The 15591-nt window shown below is 67.8% G+C and carries 15 protein-coding genes; 9 read left to right on the top strand and 6 right to left on the bottom strand.

The window, feature by feature from the left end; translation table 11 throughout:
- Positions 1-98: 98 nt before the first annotated feature.
- The 5 genes from BW733_RS03200 to BW733_RS03180 all read left to right on the top strand — a co-directional run bounded on the left by BW733_RS03200 (position 99) and on the right by BW733_RS03180 (position 4574).
- Positions 99-1397 carry an ABC transporter substrate-binding protein gene (locus tag BW733_RS03200; RefSeq protein ID WP_202970271.1) on the top strand — a complete coding sequence of 433 codons (1299 nt, stop codon included), beginning with the start codon at positions 99-101 and terminating at the stop codon, positions 1395-1397.
- Positions 1397-2347: a carbohydrate ABC transporter permease gene (locus BW733_RS03195; RefSeq protein ID WP_077347848.1), complete on the top strand. Its 951-nt coding sequence runs from the start codon at positions 1397-1399 to the stop codon at positions 2345-2347. The genes BW733_RS03200 and BW733_RS03195 overlap by 1 nt, the downstream gene beginning before the upstream one ends.
- Positions 2344-3258 carry a carbohydrate ABC transporter permease gene (locus BW733_RS03190; RefSeq protein WP_077347846.1) on the top strand — a complete coding sequence of 305 codons (915 nt, stop codon included), beginning with the start codon at positions 2344-2346 and terminating at the stop codon, positions 3256-3258. Before BW733_RS03195 ends, BW733_RS03190 begins: the two co-directional genes overlap by 4 nt.
- A gap of 106 nt (positions 3259-3364) precedes the next feature.
- Entirely contained in the window at positions 3365-3823 is a 459-nt protein-coding gene (locus BW733_RS03185; protein ID WP_077347844.1) for a substrate-binding domain-containing protein, read from the top strand.
- A gap of 181 nt (positions 3824-4004) precedes the next feature.
- On the top strand, positions 4005-4574 hold the full coding sequence (locus BW733_RS03180) for a recombinase family protein (RefSeq protein WP_237268280.1): 570 nt from the start codon (positions 4005-4007) through the stop codon (positions 4572-4574).
- Here the strand turns inward: BW733_RS03180 and BW733_RS03175 are convergent.
- The 4 genes from BW733_RS03175 to BW733_RS03155 form a co-directional block, all read right to left on the bottom strand.
- A complete protein-coding gene (locus tag BW733_RS03175) occupies positions 4492-5031 on the bottom strand; it encodes a hypothetical protein (protein ID WP_152024538.1) in 540 nt (179 codons plus the stop codon). The genes BW733_RS03180 and BW733_RS03175 overlap by 83 nt on opposite strands.
- Positions 5021-5761, bottom strand: a complete 741-nt coding sequence (locus BW733_RS03170) for an AAA family ATPase (protein WP_077347838.1) — start codon at positions 5759-5761, stop codon at positions 5021-5023. The genes BW733_RS03175 and BW733_RS03170 overlap by 11 nt, the downstream gene beginning before the upstream one ends.
- Before the next feature lie 535 nt (positions 5762-6296).
- Positions 6297-7976 carry a glutamine--tRNA ligase/YqeY domain fusion protein gene (locus BW733_RS03160; protein ID WP_077347834.1) on the bottom strand — a complete coding sequence of 560 codons (1680 nt, stop codon included), beginning with the start codon at positions 7974-7976 and terminating at the stop codon, positions 6297-6299.
- Positions 7977-8006: 30 nt separating this feature from the next.
- Positions 8007-8582, bottom strand: a complete 576-nt coding sequence (locus BW733_RS03155) for a DUF4112 domain-containing protein (protein ID WP_077347832.1) — start codon at positions 8580-8582, stop codon at positions 8007-8009.
- 201 nt (positions 8583-8783) lie between these two features.
- Here BW733_RS03155 and gltX point away from each other — a divergent pair, with 201 nt between their 5' ends.
- Together gltX and BW733_RS03145 are read left to right on the top strand one after the other, a co-directional pair.
- Positions 8784-10172: a glutamate--tRNA ligase gene (gltX, locus tag BW733_RS03150; protein WP_237268366.1), complete on the top strand. Its 1389-nt coding sequence runs from the start codon at positions 8784-8786 to the stop codon at positions 10170-10172.
- 17 nt (positions 10173-10189) lie between these two features.
- Positions 10190-10597 (top strand): hypothetical protein, encoded by a 408-nt coding sequence (locus tag BW733_RS03145; RefSeq protein ID WP_152024536.1) that lies wholly within the window; start codon positions 10190-10192, stop codon positions 10595-10597.
- Here the strand turns inward: BW733_RS03145 and BW733_RS03140 are convergent.
- Complete coding sequence (locus BW733_RS03140) at positions 10584-12302, bottom strand: NAD-dependent malic enzyme (RefSeq protein WP_077347826.1); 1719 nt, start codon at positions 12300-12302, stop codon at positions 10584-10586. The two genes, BW733_RS03145 and BW733_RS03140, sit on opposite strands and share 14 nt — an antisense overlap.
- A 106-nt stretch (positions 12303-12408) precedes the next feature.
- Between BW733_RS03140 and BW733_RS03135 the strand changes: the two genes are divergently transcribed.
- Positions 12409-13437, top strand: a complete 1029-nt coding sequence (locus BW733_RS03135; protein ID WP_237268279.1) for a Dyp-type peroxidase — start codon at positions 12409-12411, stop codon at positions 13435-13437.
- Positions 13437-14231, top strand: coding sequence for a family 1 encapsulin nanocompartment shell protein (locus BW733_RS03130; protein WP_077347824.1), 795 nt, complete (start codon positions 13437-13439; stop codon positions 14229-14231). The genes BW733_RS03135 and BW733_RS03130 overlap by 1 nt, the downstream gene beginning before the upstream one ends.
- Here the strand turns inward: BW733_RS03130 and BW733_RS03125 are convergent.
- Entirely contained in the window at positions 14198-15382 is a 1185-nt protein-coding gene (locus BW733_RS03125; protein WP_152024535.1) for a hypothetical protein, read from the bottom strand. The two genes, BW733_RS03130 and BW733_RS03125, sit on opposite strands and share 34 nt — an antisense overlap.
- Positions 15383-15591: the final 209 nt, after the last annotated feature.

Below are 15591 nucleotides of genomic sequence, written 5' to 3'. Positions count from 1 at the left end.
CATCGCCGACTTCGCCCGGTTGGGAGCGTCGGCGCAGCCGCATCCACACCGTCGTTGGAGGTGCTATGTCTCCCTTGTCGCGCCGAGGTTTACTCGGGTTGGGATTGACCGCGGGCGCTGCGTTGCTGGCCGGATGTTCCACGCCGGGCACCGCGTCGGTCAACGCCGAACCCGCCATCCCGCCGGCCACCGGACCTGTGAAGCTCACCTACTGGGCCTGGTTGAAGGACCTGCAGAAGGTCTGTGACATCTGGAACGCCAACAACCCGCAGGTCCAGGTCGAGGCGATCTGGATCCCCAGCGGCAACAGCGGCGGATATCCGAAGATGTACTCGGCGCTCGCGGCCGGCACCGGACCGGACCTGGCACAGATCGAGTTCCGGACCATCCCCGAGTTCATCCTGGTCAACGGATTGGTCGACCTGGCCCGCTACGGCGCCCACGACTACGCGGACCGCTTCGACAAGACGTTGTGGAGCCAGGTCAGCTTCGTCGACGGCGTGTACGGGATTCCGCAGGACTCGGGCCCGATGGCCACCTACTTCCGGCCCGACCTGCTGCAGCGGGTCGGCGCCGAGGCGCCCAAGACCTGGGACGAGTGGGCCGACGTCGCGGGCGAGCTGCGCAAGAACCAGGTCTACATCGACTGCTTCCCGCTCGCCGACCCATCCTGGTTCACCGCGATCGCGACCCAGGCCGGCGCGAGCTGGCTGAAGGTGGACGGCGACGGCTGGGTGATCAACATGACCGACGACGCCACCATGAAAACGGCCCGCTTCTTCGACAAGGCCATCGACGACGACCTGGTGACGACGGCGTTCGGTCAGTACTCCACGCCATGGTTCGCGGCCGCGGCGGCCGACCAGATCGCTTCGCTGACCAGCGCAAGCTGGGGCGACGCACTGCTCGAGGGGGTCAGCGGAGCCGAGGGCAAGTGGCGGGTCGCGAGCATGCCGCGGTGGGGTTCGAGCGGCTTCGGCTCCAGCTACATCGGTGGTTCCACCGCCGCCATCCTGGCCAACAGCCAGCATCCGAAGGAGGCGCTCGACTTCGCGATCTGGATGCAGACCAGCAAGGAAGGCATCGACGCCCTGATCAAGTACTGCGGCATCGGCTGGTCGCCGCTGCCGGACTACATCGGGGCGCAGCGGCAGCAGCCCTCGGAGTTCTTCGGCGGCCAGAGCTACAACGAGGAGATCTTCCTTCCCGCCACCAAGGAGCAGAACCCCGACTGGACGTGGTGGCCGATCACCCAGCAGTCGTTCAACATCATTGCGGACCAGTTCCGCAAGAAGGCGTCGGGCGGCACGCTCGTCGACGCCATCAGCGCGTCCGAGGCCAACATCATCGACGCGTTCCGCAACAAGGGGCTGACCATCCGGAAGGAGACGTCTTAGTGACCACCACGACCCGGCGCGCCGAGAAGCCCGCCGCCCTCCTCGTCCCGAGCCCGGGCCGACACCGCAGGAACAGCAAGGCCTGGGCGCCCTGGGCGCTCCTGGCGCCGTTCCTGCTGCTGTTCATCCTGACGTTCGCGATCCCCATCCTGACCGCCGTCGCCCAGAGCTTCACCAAGGTAACGCGCCAAGGCGTGTTCGGCGAGCAGGGCGTGACCACCGAGTTCGCCGGATTCGCCAACTACGCCCAGGCGCTGTCCAATCAGAACTTCATCGCCTCGATCGGCCGGATGCTGCTCTTCGGTATCGTCCAGGTCCCGGTCATGATGGTGCTCTGCATCATCCTGGCCCTGCTGCTGGAAGGCGCTTCCGCCCGCTGGCCCGCCTTCTTCCGGGCGTCCTACTTCATGCCGTACGGGATTCCCGGTGTGATCGCCACGATCCTGTGGTCGTTCCTGTACGTCCCGGGGCTGAGCCCGTTGATCGACATCGCCGCGCAGTTCGGGATCGAGCTGGACTTCCTGGGCCCGAACACCGTGCTCTGGTCGATCGCCAACATCGTGACCTGGAGCTATACCGGCTACAACATGTTGATCATCGTCGCCCAGCTGAAGACGATCCCCAACGAGGTCTACGAGGCGGCCAAGGTCGACGGCGCCAGCTCCTGGCGGGTGGCGCGCAGCATCCAGCTGCCACTGATCCGACCGGCGGTGATCCTGACCACCGTGTTCTCGATCATCGGGACGCTGCAGCTGTTCGCCGAGCCCCAGGTGCTGCAGAGCGTCTCGCCGGCGATCAACTCCGAGTACACGCCCAACCTGAGCGCCTACACCACCGCGTTCGCCTACAACGACTACAACGTCGCCGCCGCCCAGGCGGTGCTCATCGCGCTCGTCGCATTCATCCTCTCGTTCGCCTTCCTTCGCCTGACCAACAGGAGGTCGAAGTGACCACCACCGCAAAGGCGTCCACCGCCGCCCCGGGCAAGACGCGGCCCTCGCACCGCACGGTCCACGGGGCCACCGCCACCCGCGGGTCCACCATATTGGTGACCGGCATCTTGATCGTCGTCGCGGTGTACTTCTTGATGCCGGTGTACTGGGTCATCGTCGCCTCGACCAAGACGACCCAGGACCTGTTCTCCACGAACGGCTTCTGGTTCGCCTCCGACTTCGCCCTGTTCAGCAACATCCAGCAGGTGCTCACCTACGACGGCGGCATCTACGTGCGGTGGTTCCTCAACTCCGTGTTCTACGCCGGTGTGGGGGCGGCCCTGGCCACCTACTTCGCCGCGGCCGGCGGGTACGCGCTCGCCAAGTACAAGTTCCGGGGTCGCGAGGCCGTCTTCGGCGCCGTCCTCGGCGGCGTGCTCGTGCCCGGCACAGCGATCGCCCTGCCGCTGTTCCTGCAGTTCAGCCAACTGGGCATCACCAACACTTATCTGTCTGTCCTGCTGCCCTCGCTGGTGTCACCGTTCGGGCTCTTCTTGTGCCGGATCTATGCGGAGGCGACTGTCGACGACGCCCTGCTCGAAGCGGCCCGGATCGACGGTGCGGGCGAGTTGCGGATCTTCCACTCGGTCGGGCTCAGCGTGCTCACCCCCGCGCTGGTCACGGTCTTCTTGTTCCAGCTCGTCGGCATCTGGAACAACTACTTCCTGCCGCTGGTGATGCTCTCGGACACGAAGCTGTACCCGATCACCCTCGGCCTGAACAACTGGCTCAGCCAGACCAACCGCCTGCCCGAATTTTACCAGCTGACCATCGCCGGCGTGCTGCTGTCGGTGATCCCGCTGGCGATCGCCATGATCGTGCTGCAACGGTTCTGGCGAGGCGGACTCACCGAAGGCGCCGTCAAATAGGCAAGCAGTTCTGTAGCTGCCGACCAGCGCGTCGGGCCAAGGTGCCTCCCGCAAAACCCTTGCGGTCCACCACGCAACGTCCGAACTCACTGGACAGACCTCTGCCATGGTTCGGACGGGCAGAGTGGCAGCCGCGTACGCGCGACCCCTGCAATCACCAAACAACCGGATTCGCTCACCTGCTAAGTCGACCCCCGCCACCACCGACCGACTTCGCGGCTACCGTCAAATCCTTGGTGCCCAAATCCCCGACAGCCGGGTCGTCTTCTCAGGCTGGGATTCCGTCAGTGGCGCGGCGGCTACCCGTGACCTCTTGGAGCGCCATCCCGACATCGAGGCGATCCTGTGCGGCTCGGATCGAATCGCACTCGGGGCACTCGCCACCCTGGCCGCAGCCGGCCGGATCGTCCCCGCCGACGTCGCTGTCGTGCGTCTGCATGATCGTCCCTCTGTCCGAACGTTCCAAACTCCCGTGAGCCGTCGGGTCCTGCGAGACGCTCCAGCAGGAACGTCTCCGGTCTCACTGGATGCCGCGAGCGGAAGAGCATCGGGATCGGTTGATTAGGGCGCCATGTCCGGTTGAGGTACACCCCAAGCTGACGTCAGGACGACTCGGCGGGCCAGCGTCAGGTTAGGGTCTCTTGCGTGTTTGATTGACACTCGCCGCAGCTGGTCTTAGATTTCAACCTGACACTTTGGTTAGAGCGAGGCGGCGTGTGACGGGTCAGCGGGTCGGCTACACCCGGGTGAGCACGCTGGAGCAGAACACCAGCCGGCAGCTCGACGGTGTCGAGGTGGACCGGGTGTTCGCCGACCATGTCTCGGGCAAGGACCTGCACCGGCCGGAGTTCGAGGACATGCTGCGGTTCGTCCGTGACGGCGACACCGTCGTGGTGCATTCGATGGATCGGCTGGCGCGCAATCTCGACGACCTCCGCGGCACCGTCCGCGGACTGACCGCCCGCGGGGTCCGGGTGCAATTCGTGAAGGAGCGGCTCCTCTTCACCGGCGAGGACACCGCGATGGCCACCTTGTTGTTGTCGGTGATGGGCGCGTTCGCCGAGTTCGAGCGGGCTTTGATTCGTGAGCGTCAGCGGGAAGGCATCGCCCTGGCGAAGAAGCGCGGCGCCTACCGGGGGCGGCGCAGGTCCTTGACTCCCGAGCAGGTCGACCGGCTGCGGTCCGGTGCCGCCGCGGGTCGGGCGAAAGCTGAGCTGGCGCGTGAGTTCGGGATCAGCCGCGAGACCGTCTATCAGTACCTGCGTGCCGGCGAGTCAGGGACAGGTTCCGCGGGTTTAGCAGCTGCTCGGGGCTGATGGTCCGCACGCGGCATCCGGTCAGCGCGGCGGCTTGCCAGTGATCGGGGACGGTCGTGGTGTGCAGGACCAGGCGCAGGTCTTCGCGCTCAGCGGTGTGGCGGAGCCAGAGCCAGGCGAACAGTTTCGCCCGGTCGGCGTCGATGACCCACAAGCTGGTGATGCCGACTCGGCTCAGCGCCCAAGAGATCTCCCACTCGGCGATGTCTCGGCCGACATCGTTGAGGGAGACTCCGCCGGGTCGCAGCCTGGCGGGCAGCCGCCACAACACGTTCAAGGTGATGAGCATCGCGCGGACCAGGTCATCAGCGCTGCTGGCTGGGGCCGCGGTGAGAACGAGATGCCCGCGGTCGAGAACGCAGGCGCGGTGGATGCCGCGGATGACGGCGACGTCGTCGTCCAGATCGACACACACCGTCACCCGAGGGGCCAGCCGCGTGGCCTGGTTAGCGGCCACGACCGCCGCCGAGGGTTCGGAAGGCGTTGCGGGCGATCTCCTCGTCGCAGACGGTCCGGCCGGTCCGCTGGCAGAGTCGTGTCGCGTGGCAGGTGAACCTGGCCCAGGAGCGGAAGTTGCCGTGCCCGCACGTGTCGTCGACCAACCGCAGCACGGCAGGGTCGGCGTCGGCGTAGATCGGGTGGTACGTCGGGATCGCTTTCACCACCGTGGCTGGTGTCAACGGCGCGAACCTGTGATGGGCATACAAGCGGGAGTCCAGCATGGGCTCGCGGCGCAGCACCTCGTAGCAGCCGTCGCCGCCGACGAACAGCAGGGCGAAGGTGGTGTCGGGGTCGTCGTGCAGGTGCCGCAGATACTCGAAACACTCCCGGTTCAGCCATTGGGCCTCGTCGATGATCACCAACCGGAATCGTTCCGACAGGGCCCGCTTCAACGCCCAGTCGGCATCGAACGCGCTGGACGTCGCAGCCACACCGAGCAGCCGCCCCAGCTCCTGCCGGACGTAACGCATCGTCGGCCGGGCGCGGAAGTCGGTGCGCACGTGGTCATGTTCGGCGCGGTCGGCGACGGCCTCGTCGACGGCGAACGACTTGCCGGTCCCCGACGGTCCATAGATGGCGCCCATCGCGACCGCACCGCAGATTTCGCCGATCAGGTCGCGGACATCGAGCAGATCCTCGGTCGCGAGAACCGCCGCATCATGAAGCGACTGGTAGTGCCGGCTCACCGGTCTGCGCTGGGTCGGGCTCTTGCCCGCGGGACATGGGGGCGAAGTTCCGCCCCTGAGGCTGGGCGTTTGGCCTCCCTCGAAGACCGCGTGTAACTGCGAGGCGCCGGACGGCAGGAGTACCCCACGGCTAGGGAGCTCGAGATCGATCTTCTGAGGAGCAGAGGTCCGCTAGCCCCAGCGATGCCGGCCCCGAGCTGGGTGCCACTCAGCGTCACCAGAAGCCCGCCATGTATCGCTGCCAGTCACACCCTGTGGCTCGACGGGTACAAGGAGGCGGAGGTCACCGGCAACCTGCTCAGCCGCCAGGGCGCGCGCGGCTCGGTGGCCTTCGGCAACGAGGCCAACCAGGGCGCCCAGACGCGGGCCTTCACCGCTTCGATCCGACCGGTGAGGTCGACGTCGACGCCTGGGTGAAGACCCTGCGCGACCAGGGCTTCAAGATGGGCATCCTGACCCTCAAGCACCACGACGGCTTCGCACCGGGGGCCCTTTCGTCGATGGTGGTCGGCGTGGACCGGCCGGGAGGGATGGATCAGCCGCGCTTCTGGATCGCCGCCCACTCGTCGCGCAGGCCGACCGTGCGGTGGAAGAGCATCGGCTGCTCGGTGTCGGCGGCGAAGTAGCCGAGCCGCTCGAACTGCACCACGTCGCCGGGTGCGGTGTCGGAGAGTGCCGCCTCCACCTTGCAACCGGAGAGCACCTCACGCGACTCGGGGTTGAGGTCGTCCAGCGCCTCACCCGTGCGCTCGCCGGGAGCCTCCGCGGTGAAGAGTCGGTCGTACAGGGCGACCGTCGCGTCCTCGGCGTGTGGGGCCGAGACCCAGTGCATCGTCGACTTCACCCGTCGACCGTCGGGGGCGTTGCCGCCCTTTGTCTCCGGGTCGTAGGTGGCGTGCACCTCGACGACGTTGCCCTCGTCGTCCTTGACCACGTCGGTCGCGGTGACGAGATACGCACCCCGCAGCCGGACCTCCCGGCCGGGGGAGAGACGGAAGTACTTCGGAGGGGGCACCTCCTGGAAGTCCTCCTGCTCGATCCACAACTCGCCGGTGAAGGCCACCTTACGGGTCCCGTCCTCGGTCCGCTCGGGATTGTTGGCGATCTCGAAGTGTTCGACGACCGGGTCGCCGTTCTCGTCGGTCGGCCAGTTGGTCAGCCGCAGCTTCAGCGGGCGCAGCACCGCCATCCGGCGCTGGGCCGTCGCGTTGAGGTCGCGGCGGACGTAGCTCTCGAGGTACTCGATGGACTGCCGGGAGTTGGTCCGCGTGGTGCCGACCTCGCGGCAGAAGGCCCGGATCGCGCTCGCGGGGTAGCCCCGGCGGCGGAGGCCTCGCAGCGTCGGCATCCGGGGATCGTCCCAGCCGTCGACGACCCCGTCGAAGACGAGCTTCGCGAGTCGGCGCTTCGAGGTGACGGTGTGGGTCAGCTCGAGCCGGGCGAACTCGTACTGGCGCGGCGCGTCAGGGATGCCCAGCTTCTCCAGGAACCAGTCGTAGAGCGGGCGGTGCGACTCGAACTCCAGGGTGCAGAGCGAGTGGGTGACGCCCTCGATGGCGTCGGACTGGCCGTGCGCCCAGTCATAGGTCGGATAGATCGCCCAGGAGTCGCCGGTGCGGTGGTGGTGGGCGCGGCGGATGCGGTACATCACGGGATCACGCATCTGCATGTTCTCGTGTGCCATGTCGATCTTGGCGCGCAGCACGTGGGTGCCGTCGCCGAACTCGCCTGCGCGCATCCGGCGGAAAAGGTCGAGGTTCTCCTCGACCGTGCGGTCGCGGTAGGGGGAGTTGACTCCGGGCCTGCCGAAGCCGCCGCGGCTGGCGGAGATCTCCTCGCCGTTCTGGTCGTCGACGTAGGCGAGTCCTGCCTCGATCAGCTGTTCCGCCCATGCGTAGAGCTGCTCGAAGTAGTCGGAGGCGAAGCGCTCGTCTGCCGGGTCGTAGCCGAGCCAGCGGATGTCGTCGGCGATCGACTCGACGAAGGACACGTCCTCGGTCTCGGGGTTGGTGTCGTCGAGGCGGAGCACGCAGATGCCACCGAAGTCGTCGGCGACCCCGAAGTCGACCACGATCGCCTTCGCATGGCCGATGTGCAGGAAGCCGTTGGGCTCCGGTGGGAACCTGGTCTGGACCCGTCCGCCACGCTTCCCCTGTGCGACGTCGTCGGCGACGGCGTCGTAGATGAAGTTGCTGGGCATGGCGGGATCAGTCATGGCGTCATGCTACCGGTTCGGGCGTGGTGCTCAGCCCCGGGAGACGAGCCATACGATCAGCGCGACCGGGACCGCGATGGTCAGCAGGACCATGCAGGTCAAGATGGCCGCGACGGCGATCCAGTAGCTGACCGAGGCCTGGTGCACCTGCTGGCGGTTGTCGATGGTGCGGTTGAGCAGCTTCAGGTTCTTGTTGTTCGACCGCCACACCGCATCGAGCAGCGCCCCTGCCCACGGGACGAGCCCGACGGCCCAGTCGATCACCCAGTTGCCGAGCATCCGCGCCAACACCGGAATCGGGGCCTTGAGCCGGATCGCGTCGAACACGAGCACGGTTCCGAAGACGGCACCGGCCGCGGTTCCCGCCCAAGGGACGAGGCTGAGCAGCGGATCGATCCCGACCCGGTACTTCGTGCCCGGAATGGGCACGAGATCCTCGAGCACGTAGGTCAGCATCCGCGTGGCCTTCGCGGGCCGCTCGCTGGCGAGGGCGCGCTCGGCCTCCTCGCGGGCTGCCGCGATGGGATCGGTCGGGCTCTCGACGGGCGCCGGTGTGGCTGACTCGTCGCGCCTGGCGAGGGCGTCGGACTTCTTCTCGGAGACCATGGACCAATTCTGCCGGGTCGGCGGCCTCTACGGCGGGAACTGCCGTCCTGGGGGTCGTCGGCGCCGGGTGGGCAGGGTCTGTCGCAGGGACATCATCAGCCGCTCGACACTAGAGTGGGCACCACTATGACAACACCGCAGCCTGCCCGCACCCGCGTCGCCCCCTCCCCGACCGGGGACCCCCACGTCGGCACCGCCTTCATGGCGCTGTTCGACCTCGCATGGGCGAGGCGCACGGGTGGGCGGTTCGTGCTGCGGATCGAGGACACCGACCAGAACCGCCTTGTTCCCGGCTCGGAGGCCCAGATCTACGAGTCGCTCGACTGGCTGGGCCTCTCCCCGGACGAGAGCCCAGCGGTCGGCGGGCCGTTCGCCCCGTACAAGCAGTCGGAGCGTCTCGAGACCTACCGCCCATTCGTCGAGCAGCTGATCGAGCAGGGCCACGCCTACTACTGCTGGTGCTCGCAGGAGCGGCTCGCCGAGCTGCGCGACGAGCAGAACCGTCAGAAGCTGTCCACGACCGGCTACGACCGGCTGTGCGTCGGCAAGACCCGCGAGGAGCGCGCCGAGCTGCCGGGCTTCACCGAGACGCCCGTCGTGCGGATGCTGATCCCCGACGATGCGCCGCTGGAGTTCGACGACATCATCCGCGGCACGGTAAAGGCTCCCCGCCCGGACGATCAGGTGATCCTGAAGGCGGACGGCTTTCCGACCTACCACCTCGCCGTCGTCGTCGACGACCACCTCATGGACATCAACACGGTGGTCCGAGGGGAGGAGTGGATCTCGTCCACGCCGAAGCACATCCTGCTGTACCGCTGGCTCGGCTGGGAGCTTCCTGCCTTCGCGCACATGCCGCTGCTGCGCAACACGGACAAGTCGAAGATCTCCAAGCGCAAGAACCCCGCCGCGCGCCTCATGTGGTTCAAGGAGCAGGGCTACCTGCCGGAGGCCGTGCGCAACTTCCTCCAGTTGCTCGGCTACGCGGGCGACGAGGAACGCGAGGTCTCGACCTTCGAGGAGTTCGTCGAGAACTTCGCATGGTCGAAGGTCAACACCGTCGGCCCGATCTTCGACCTGAAGAAGCTGGACTGGCTCAACGGCCACTACATCCGTTCCCTGAGCGCGGACGAGCTGGCCGACCGGATCGCGGCCTTCGCAAGCGACACGGGCCAGTGGGTCGATCCGAACGACGAGCAGCTCGCGGTGCTGCGCCAGGCGGTGCCGATCATCCAGGAGCGTCTCGTGCTGCTCAAGGACGCCGTGCCGCAGCTGGACTACCTGCTGGGGTCCGACGCGAACCTCGTCATCGACCCGGAGGCCATCGCGGCTCTGCCCGAGAACGCGGCCGAGGTGCTTGACGCGGCGATCGCCGTCACCGAGAACGTCGCCTTCGACGCCGAGTCGATCCAGGCGGGTCTGCGCGAGCGGATCGTGGAGGGGATGGGGATCAAGCCCAAGTTCGCGTTCGCCCCGATCCGCGTCGCCGTGTCGGGTCGTCGGGTCTCCCCGCCGCTGTTCGAGTCGATGGAGATCCTCGGCCGTGACTCGTCGCTCACCCGTCTCCGTTCGCTCCGGGCCCAGCTGTAGGGCATGCGGTGCGCCTCATGCGACTGACCGATCCCGACCGCGTCCTCCCCGAGCGGCTGGTGATCGATGAGTTCGTGCTGCGCCCGGTCACCGTCGACGATGCGGAGGCCGACCACGCCGCGGTGATGGACGCGCGGACGCAGTTGCGCCTGTGGAGCCAGTCCGACTGGCCGGCGGACGACCTCACCGTCGAGGAGAACCGCGCGGACCTGCTCGCCATGCAGCACCGGTCGCGATCGACCGCGACCAGACGCCTCGAGGCGAGCACGATCGCCGTTCCGCCACGCAGCCGGGCGGCGAGTACCCTGCGGGGCCGAGGGGGGTGTCCCTATGTCTTTCGTGAAGCGGCGACGGTTTGTGAGGGCGGATCAGGACGCGGTCGTCGCGGCCCCCGTCCCGTGCCAGGCACCTTCAGTTCTCGATGATCAATTCGGGGTACACGGGTTGCCACATCGCGTCGTAGATCTGCTCGACCGGATCGGTCAGCGGACGCTCGGCCACGCCGTCCTGCTCGGCGGCCGCCGCCACGGCTAGCGCGACCGTCGCCGAGACCCGGCGCAGGTCCTTGACGCTGGGAAGCAGCGAGTCGCCGCGGATCTGCACGACCGACAGCGAGGCCACCGCCTCCGCGGAGGCCGCGACCATGCCGTCGGTGACCCGGTTGGCCCGACAGACGGCGACGCCAAGACCGATCCCGGGGAAGATGAGTGCGTTGTTCGCCTGGGCGATGGTGTAGGCGACGCCCTGGTAGCTGACCGGGGCGAAGGGGGAGCCGGTGGCGATCATGGCGCGCCCGTCGGTCCATTCGATCAGGTCGGACGGCACGGCCTCGGCGAGCGCGGTCGGGTTGGACAGCGGGAGGATCAGCGGGCGATCGACGTGGCCGGCCATGTCGCGCACGATGTCCTCGGTGAACGACCCTGGCTGCCCGGACGTGCCGATCAGCACGGTGGGATGCACGTTGCGCACGATGTCGGCGAGCATGTAGTGCCCGGGCTGGTCGAGTTCCCACTCCTCGAGTTCGCCGATGCCGCGCGCGTAGGGACGTTGGAAGTCGCGGAACTTCTGCGTCGCGTCGTCGGTGACGAGGCCGCGGCTGCTGGTGATCCAGAACCGGGACCTCGCCTCGTCCTCGGTGAGGCCGTCCTTGATCAGCAGGTCGACCAGCAGGCCGGCCACACCGACCCCCGCGGTGCCGCCGCCGTGGATGACGAACTTCTGGTCGCGCAGGCGCTCCCGGTTGCCCTTGACACCTGCCAGGATGGCGCTCGCGACGACGGCCGCGGTGCCCTGGATGTCGTCGTTGAATGTGCACACCCGGTCGCGGTAGGTCTCGAGCAGGCGGTGCGCGTTGCCCGCTCCGAAGTCCTCCCAGTGCAGCATCGCGTGCGGGTAGACCTTTGAGGCCGCCTCGACGAACTGCTCGATGAACTCGTCATAGCGTGCCCCGCGGACGCGGCCGTGACGCTCGCCCAAGTACAGCTCGTCGTTGAGCAGGCGGAGGTTGTCTGTGCCGACATCGAGCACGACGGCGAGGATCCGGTCGGGGTCGAGACCTGCGGCCGCCGTGTAGATCGACTTTTTTCCCATGCAGATCTGGATGCCGCCGACGCCCTGGTCGCCGATGCCGAGGATGCCTTCCGAGTCGGTCACGATCAGCAGGTCGACGTCGTCGGGTCCGTGCACGTTGGAGCGGAGCGCCCGCTCCAGCAGGTCGGGCTGGTCGATGGAGAGGAACACCCCGTTGACTGCCTGGTACCAGAGGCTGAACTCCTTGATCGCCTCGCCGATCGTCGGGGTGTAGACGATCGGCATCATCTCGGCGAGGTGGTCGCTGAGCAGACGGTAGAAGAGCACCGTGTTGCGTTCGCGGAGCGCCTGGAGGTAGGCGAACTGCTCCAGTGCCGTCTCCGCCTTGCGGAAACGCTCGTAGGCGCGGCGAAGCTGGGCCTCCAGCGGCGTGACATGGGTCGGCAGGAGCCCGACCAGTTGAAGCTGCTTGCGCTCCTCCTGGGTGAAGGCCGTCCCACGGTTGATCCGGGGGTTGCGCAGAATCGCGCGTCCACGAGCGTTGATCTTGACGCGGGAGCCGTGCCCGCCGGGCAGGACCTCATACTGTCGCCTGGGCATGGCGTCAGCCTAGTGTCGCGCGCGGGCAGATGATTGAAGTTCTGCCTGCTCGCGTCGAGTAGAGCGTATCCACACAGCCTCCGACTCCGGGCGTTAAGGTTGAAGCGTGGTTTCCTCTCACTCTGACACCTGGCGGATCACCCCCGCGGCCATGTTCCTGGTCGCCACCATCAACCAATGCGGCGAGTCGACCGTCCATGACGCGCTCGAGGATCTCTCCGGGCTGACGCGCGGCGTCGGATTCCGGTACCCGGAGCGGGAGCTGACGCTGCTGGTCGGCATCGGCTCCGATGCGTGGGACCGGCTGTTCGCGGGCCCGCGACCCTCGCAGCTGCACCCCTTCAAGGAGGTGAAGGGGGACCGCTTCGTCGCGCCGTCCACGCCAGGCGACCTGTTGTTCCACATCCGCGCAGACACGATGGACATGTGTTTCGAACTCGCCACCCGCATCTCCGACACCATGGACGGCGCGATCACCGTCGTCGACGAGGTGCACGGCTTCCGCTACTTTGACCAGCGCGACCTGCTCGGATTCGTCGACGGAACCGAGAACCCCACCGGCGAGCTCGCCGAGTCGTCGACGACGATCGGCGGGGAGGACCCGCGGTTCGCGGGCGGCCACTACGTGCACATCCAGAAGTACCTGCACGACATGACGGCATGGAAGGCGCTCACCGTCGAGGAGCAGGAGAACGTGATCGGGCGCAAGAAGCTCGACGACATCGAGATCCCCGATGACAAGAAGAAGCCCAACGCGCACATCGTGCTCAACACCATCGACGACGAGCAGGGCCGCGAGCTCAAGATCGTCCGGCTCAACATGCCGTTCGGGGACGTCGGCAAGGGCGAGTTCGGCACGTTCTACATCGGCTACTCGCGCAACCCCGACGTGACCGAGCGCATGCTGGACAACATGTTCATCGGCGACCCTCCTGGCAACACCGACGCCATCCTCGACTTCTCGACGGCCGTCACCGGCTGCATGTTCTACGTCGCCACCGACGCGTTCCTCGACGATCCGCTCCCGTTCGCGGGTGCGGACAGCGTCGCCTCCGCACCCGAGCCATCCACTGATTCCGCGCCGCCCGCTCAGGGCGGTTCCCTCTCGATCGGCAGCCTGAAAGGACAGAACTGATGAACAACCTGTACCGCGACCTCGCGCCCGTCACCTCCGAGGCCTGGGCCCAGATCGAGGAGGAGGCCGCCCGCACCTTCAAGCGTCACATCGCAGGGCGACGCGTCGTCGACGTCAACGGCCCGCACGGCCCTGAGGCCGCCGCCACCAACACCGGCCACCTCGCGCCCGCGGACCCGCCCGGCGACGGGATCGAGGCGAACCTGCGGGTCACCCAGCCCATGGTCCGGCTGCGGGTGCCGTTCACCGTCGGCCGCGAGGACATCGACAACTGTGAGCGTGGCGGCCAGGACTCCGACTGGGATCCGGTGAAGGAGGCGGCGAAGAAGCTGGCCTTCGCCGAGGACCGCGCCATCTTCGAGGGCTATGCGGCCGCAGGCATCGAGGGGATCAGGAAGTCCGCCTCGAACACCCCCCTCAAGCTGCCGGCGGATGCCATCGACATCCCTGACGTGATCGCGCGCGCGATCACGGAGCTGCGGCTGGCCGGAGTGCAGGGCCCCTACAGCGTGCTGCTCTCGGCCGACGCCTACACCGCGGTCGCGGAGACCTCCGATCACGGTTACCCGATCCTCGAGCACATCCAGCGGTTGGTCGACGGAAAGATCATCTGGGCCCCGGCGATCGACGGCGCCTTCGTGCTGACCACGCGCGGCGGTGACTTCGACCTGCAGTTGGGCTCCGACGTGGAGATCGGCTACCTCACCCACGACCTGGCAAGCGTGACGCTCTACCTGCAGGAGACGTTCACGTTCCTCGACTACACGTCCGAGGCGGCCGTCTCGCTCGACTGAGCACCCGTCGTCAGCTGGCGCCGGGCGGTGTCCGGAGCCGGCAGGTAGTGCAGCGCGAGCGCGTCGAGGATCCGCACCACCCGGGCCAGCGCCGCCTCGCGCTCGCCCTCGGTGGCTGCACGCGAGGCCAGCCGGGCGGCCTTCGAGGCGCGGCGCGCGTCCTCGTGTGCGGTCGCGGGGAGATGTCCGATGCCGACGGTCTCCGCGTGGTCGCGCGCCACGGAGAATGCGATCTCGAGCTCGGTGGCCATCTCGTCCAGGTCATCGAGGGTGAGCGATCCTGCCTCGGTTTCCGCACGGACGAGGGCGACCTCGAACGACTTCGTCGGGGTCGAGGCCGGATCGAACAGCGCCGACGCCTCGATCCGGTAGACGATGTCGGCGGAGAGCCGTGCGTACTCGGCCCGGACGGCGTCCATCCTCGCGGTGATGCGTCCGCGTCGCTGGTCGTCGGTGAGTGCCTCCGGCCGCTCGCCGAGTCGCCGCGCGATGGCGTAGTCGACGAGGTTGGACGAGTCGAGCCGGAGATCGCCTGCGGTGCGGATTCTGGTTGGCCGGCGCCGACGCAGCAGCGACCAGGTGATCGCGGCGGCCGCAGCCGCGATGGGGATCGCGGACCCGGCCAACACGGGAAGACCAGGCAGGATGAGGAGGACCGTCACGATGACGCCCACGAGGATGGTGCCGGGCCACTGGAGCCGCAACCCCTCGGCCCGGCCTGCCCAGTCGACGGGCGGAAGGGCGATGGCCTCGTGGCCTGTACCCCGGGAGACGAGTCGGACGACGTCGGCGAGGGTCCCGCCGGACAGGTCGCGTTGGACGGGCGGGGAGTCGAGGGCGGAGGCGTTGACGGAGCGTACCGGCCGGGATCCTTCCGGCAATGCGAGGACGGGTCGACCCTCCACCATCTGTGTGGCCTCGGTTGGGCTCGGGAGGTAGTACAGCGCGAGCGAGGCGAGGATCTCCGAGACCCTCGTCAGGGCAGCCGAGCGTTCCGAGGGGGTCGCTGCGCGCTCAGCGAGGCGTGCGGTCTCGAGTGCCCGCTCCGCCTCGGGTCGTGACGCGGCGGGGAGGTGGTCCATGCCGAGGGTCTCGGCGTGGGACCTGGCCGCGTCGAAGGCGACCCGCACCTCCGCGGCCAGCGTCGACACCTCGGAAGCCTCGAGTTCCGCGGCGCGGCTGTCCCAGCGGATCAGGGCGGTCGTGAACCGGCGGGCGGCATCGTCTGCGGGGTCGAACAGCGCTGGGTTCTCGATCCGGTAGCACAGGTCTGACAACAGCGCCCCGTACTCCTCCTTGATCGAGTCGACGAGTGCGGCCGCGGCGGCCACCCGCCGGTCGGGCGTCGAGCAGCCGGTCG

Source organism: Tessaracoccus flavescens (assembly GCF_001998865.1).
Lineage (GTDB): Bacteria > Actinomycetota > Actinomycetes > Propionibacteriales > Propionibacteriaceae > Arachnia > Arachnia flavescens.
Note: the sequence above shows the minus strand (reverse complement) of the source record. Positions and strands in the feature narration are given on the sequence as shown.

What these genes read in the sequence shown, in the direction of transcription:
- BW733_RS03185 (WP_077347844.1), top strand. Translation starts at nt 3,365, where the DNA reads ATGGTTCGGACGGGCAGAGTGGCAGCCGCGTACGCGCGACCCCTGCAA.
- BW733_RS03160 (WP_077347834.1), bottom strand. Translation starts at nt 7,976, where the DNA reads ATGACTGATCCCGCCATGCCCAGCAACTTCATCTACGACGCCGTCGCC.
- BW733_RS03155 (WP_077347832.1), bottom strand. Translation starts at nt 8,582, where the DNA reads ATGGTCTCCGAGAAGAAGTCCGACGCCCTCGCCAGGCGCGACGAGTCA.
- gltX (WP_237268366.1), top strand. Translation starts at nt 8,784, where the DNA reads ATGGCGCTGTTCGACCTCGCATGGGCGAGGCGCACGGGTGGGCGGTTC.
- BW733_RS03145 (WP_152024536.1), top strand. Translation starts at nt 10,190, where the DNA reads ATGCGACTGACCGATCCCGACCGCGTCCTCCCCGAGCGGCTGGTGATC.
- BW733_RS03140 (WP_077347826.1), bottom strand. Translation starts at nt 12,302, where the DNA reads ATGCCCAGGCGACAGTATGAGGTCCTGCCCGGCGGGCACGGCTCCCGC.
- BW733_RS03130 (WP_077347824.1), top strand. Translation starts at nt 13,437, where the DNA reads ATGAACAACCTGTACCGCGACCTCGCGCCCGTCACCTCCGAGGCCTGG.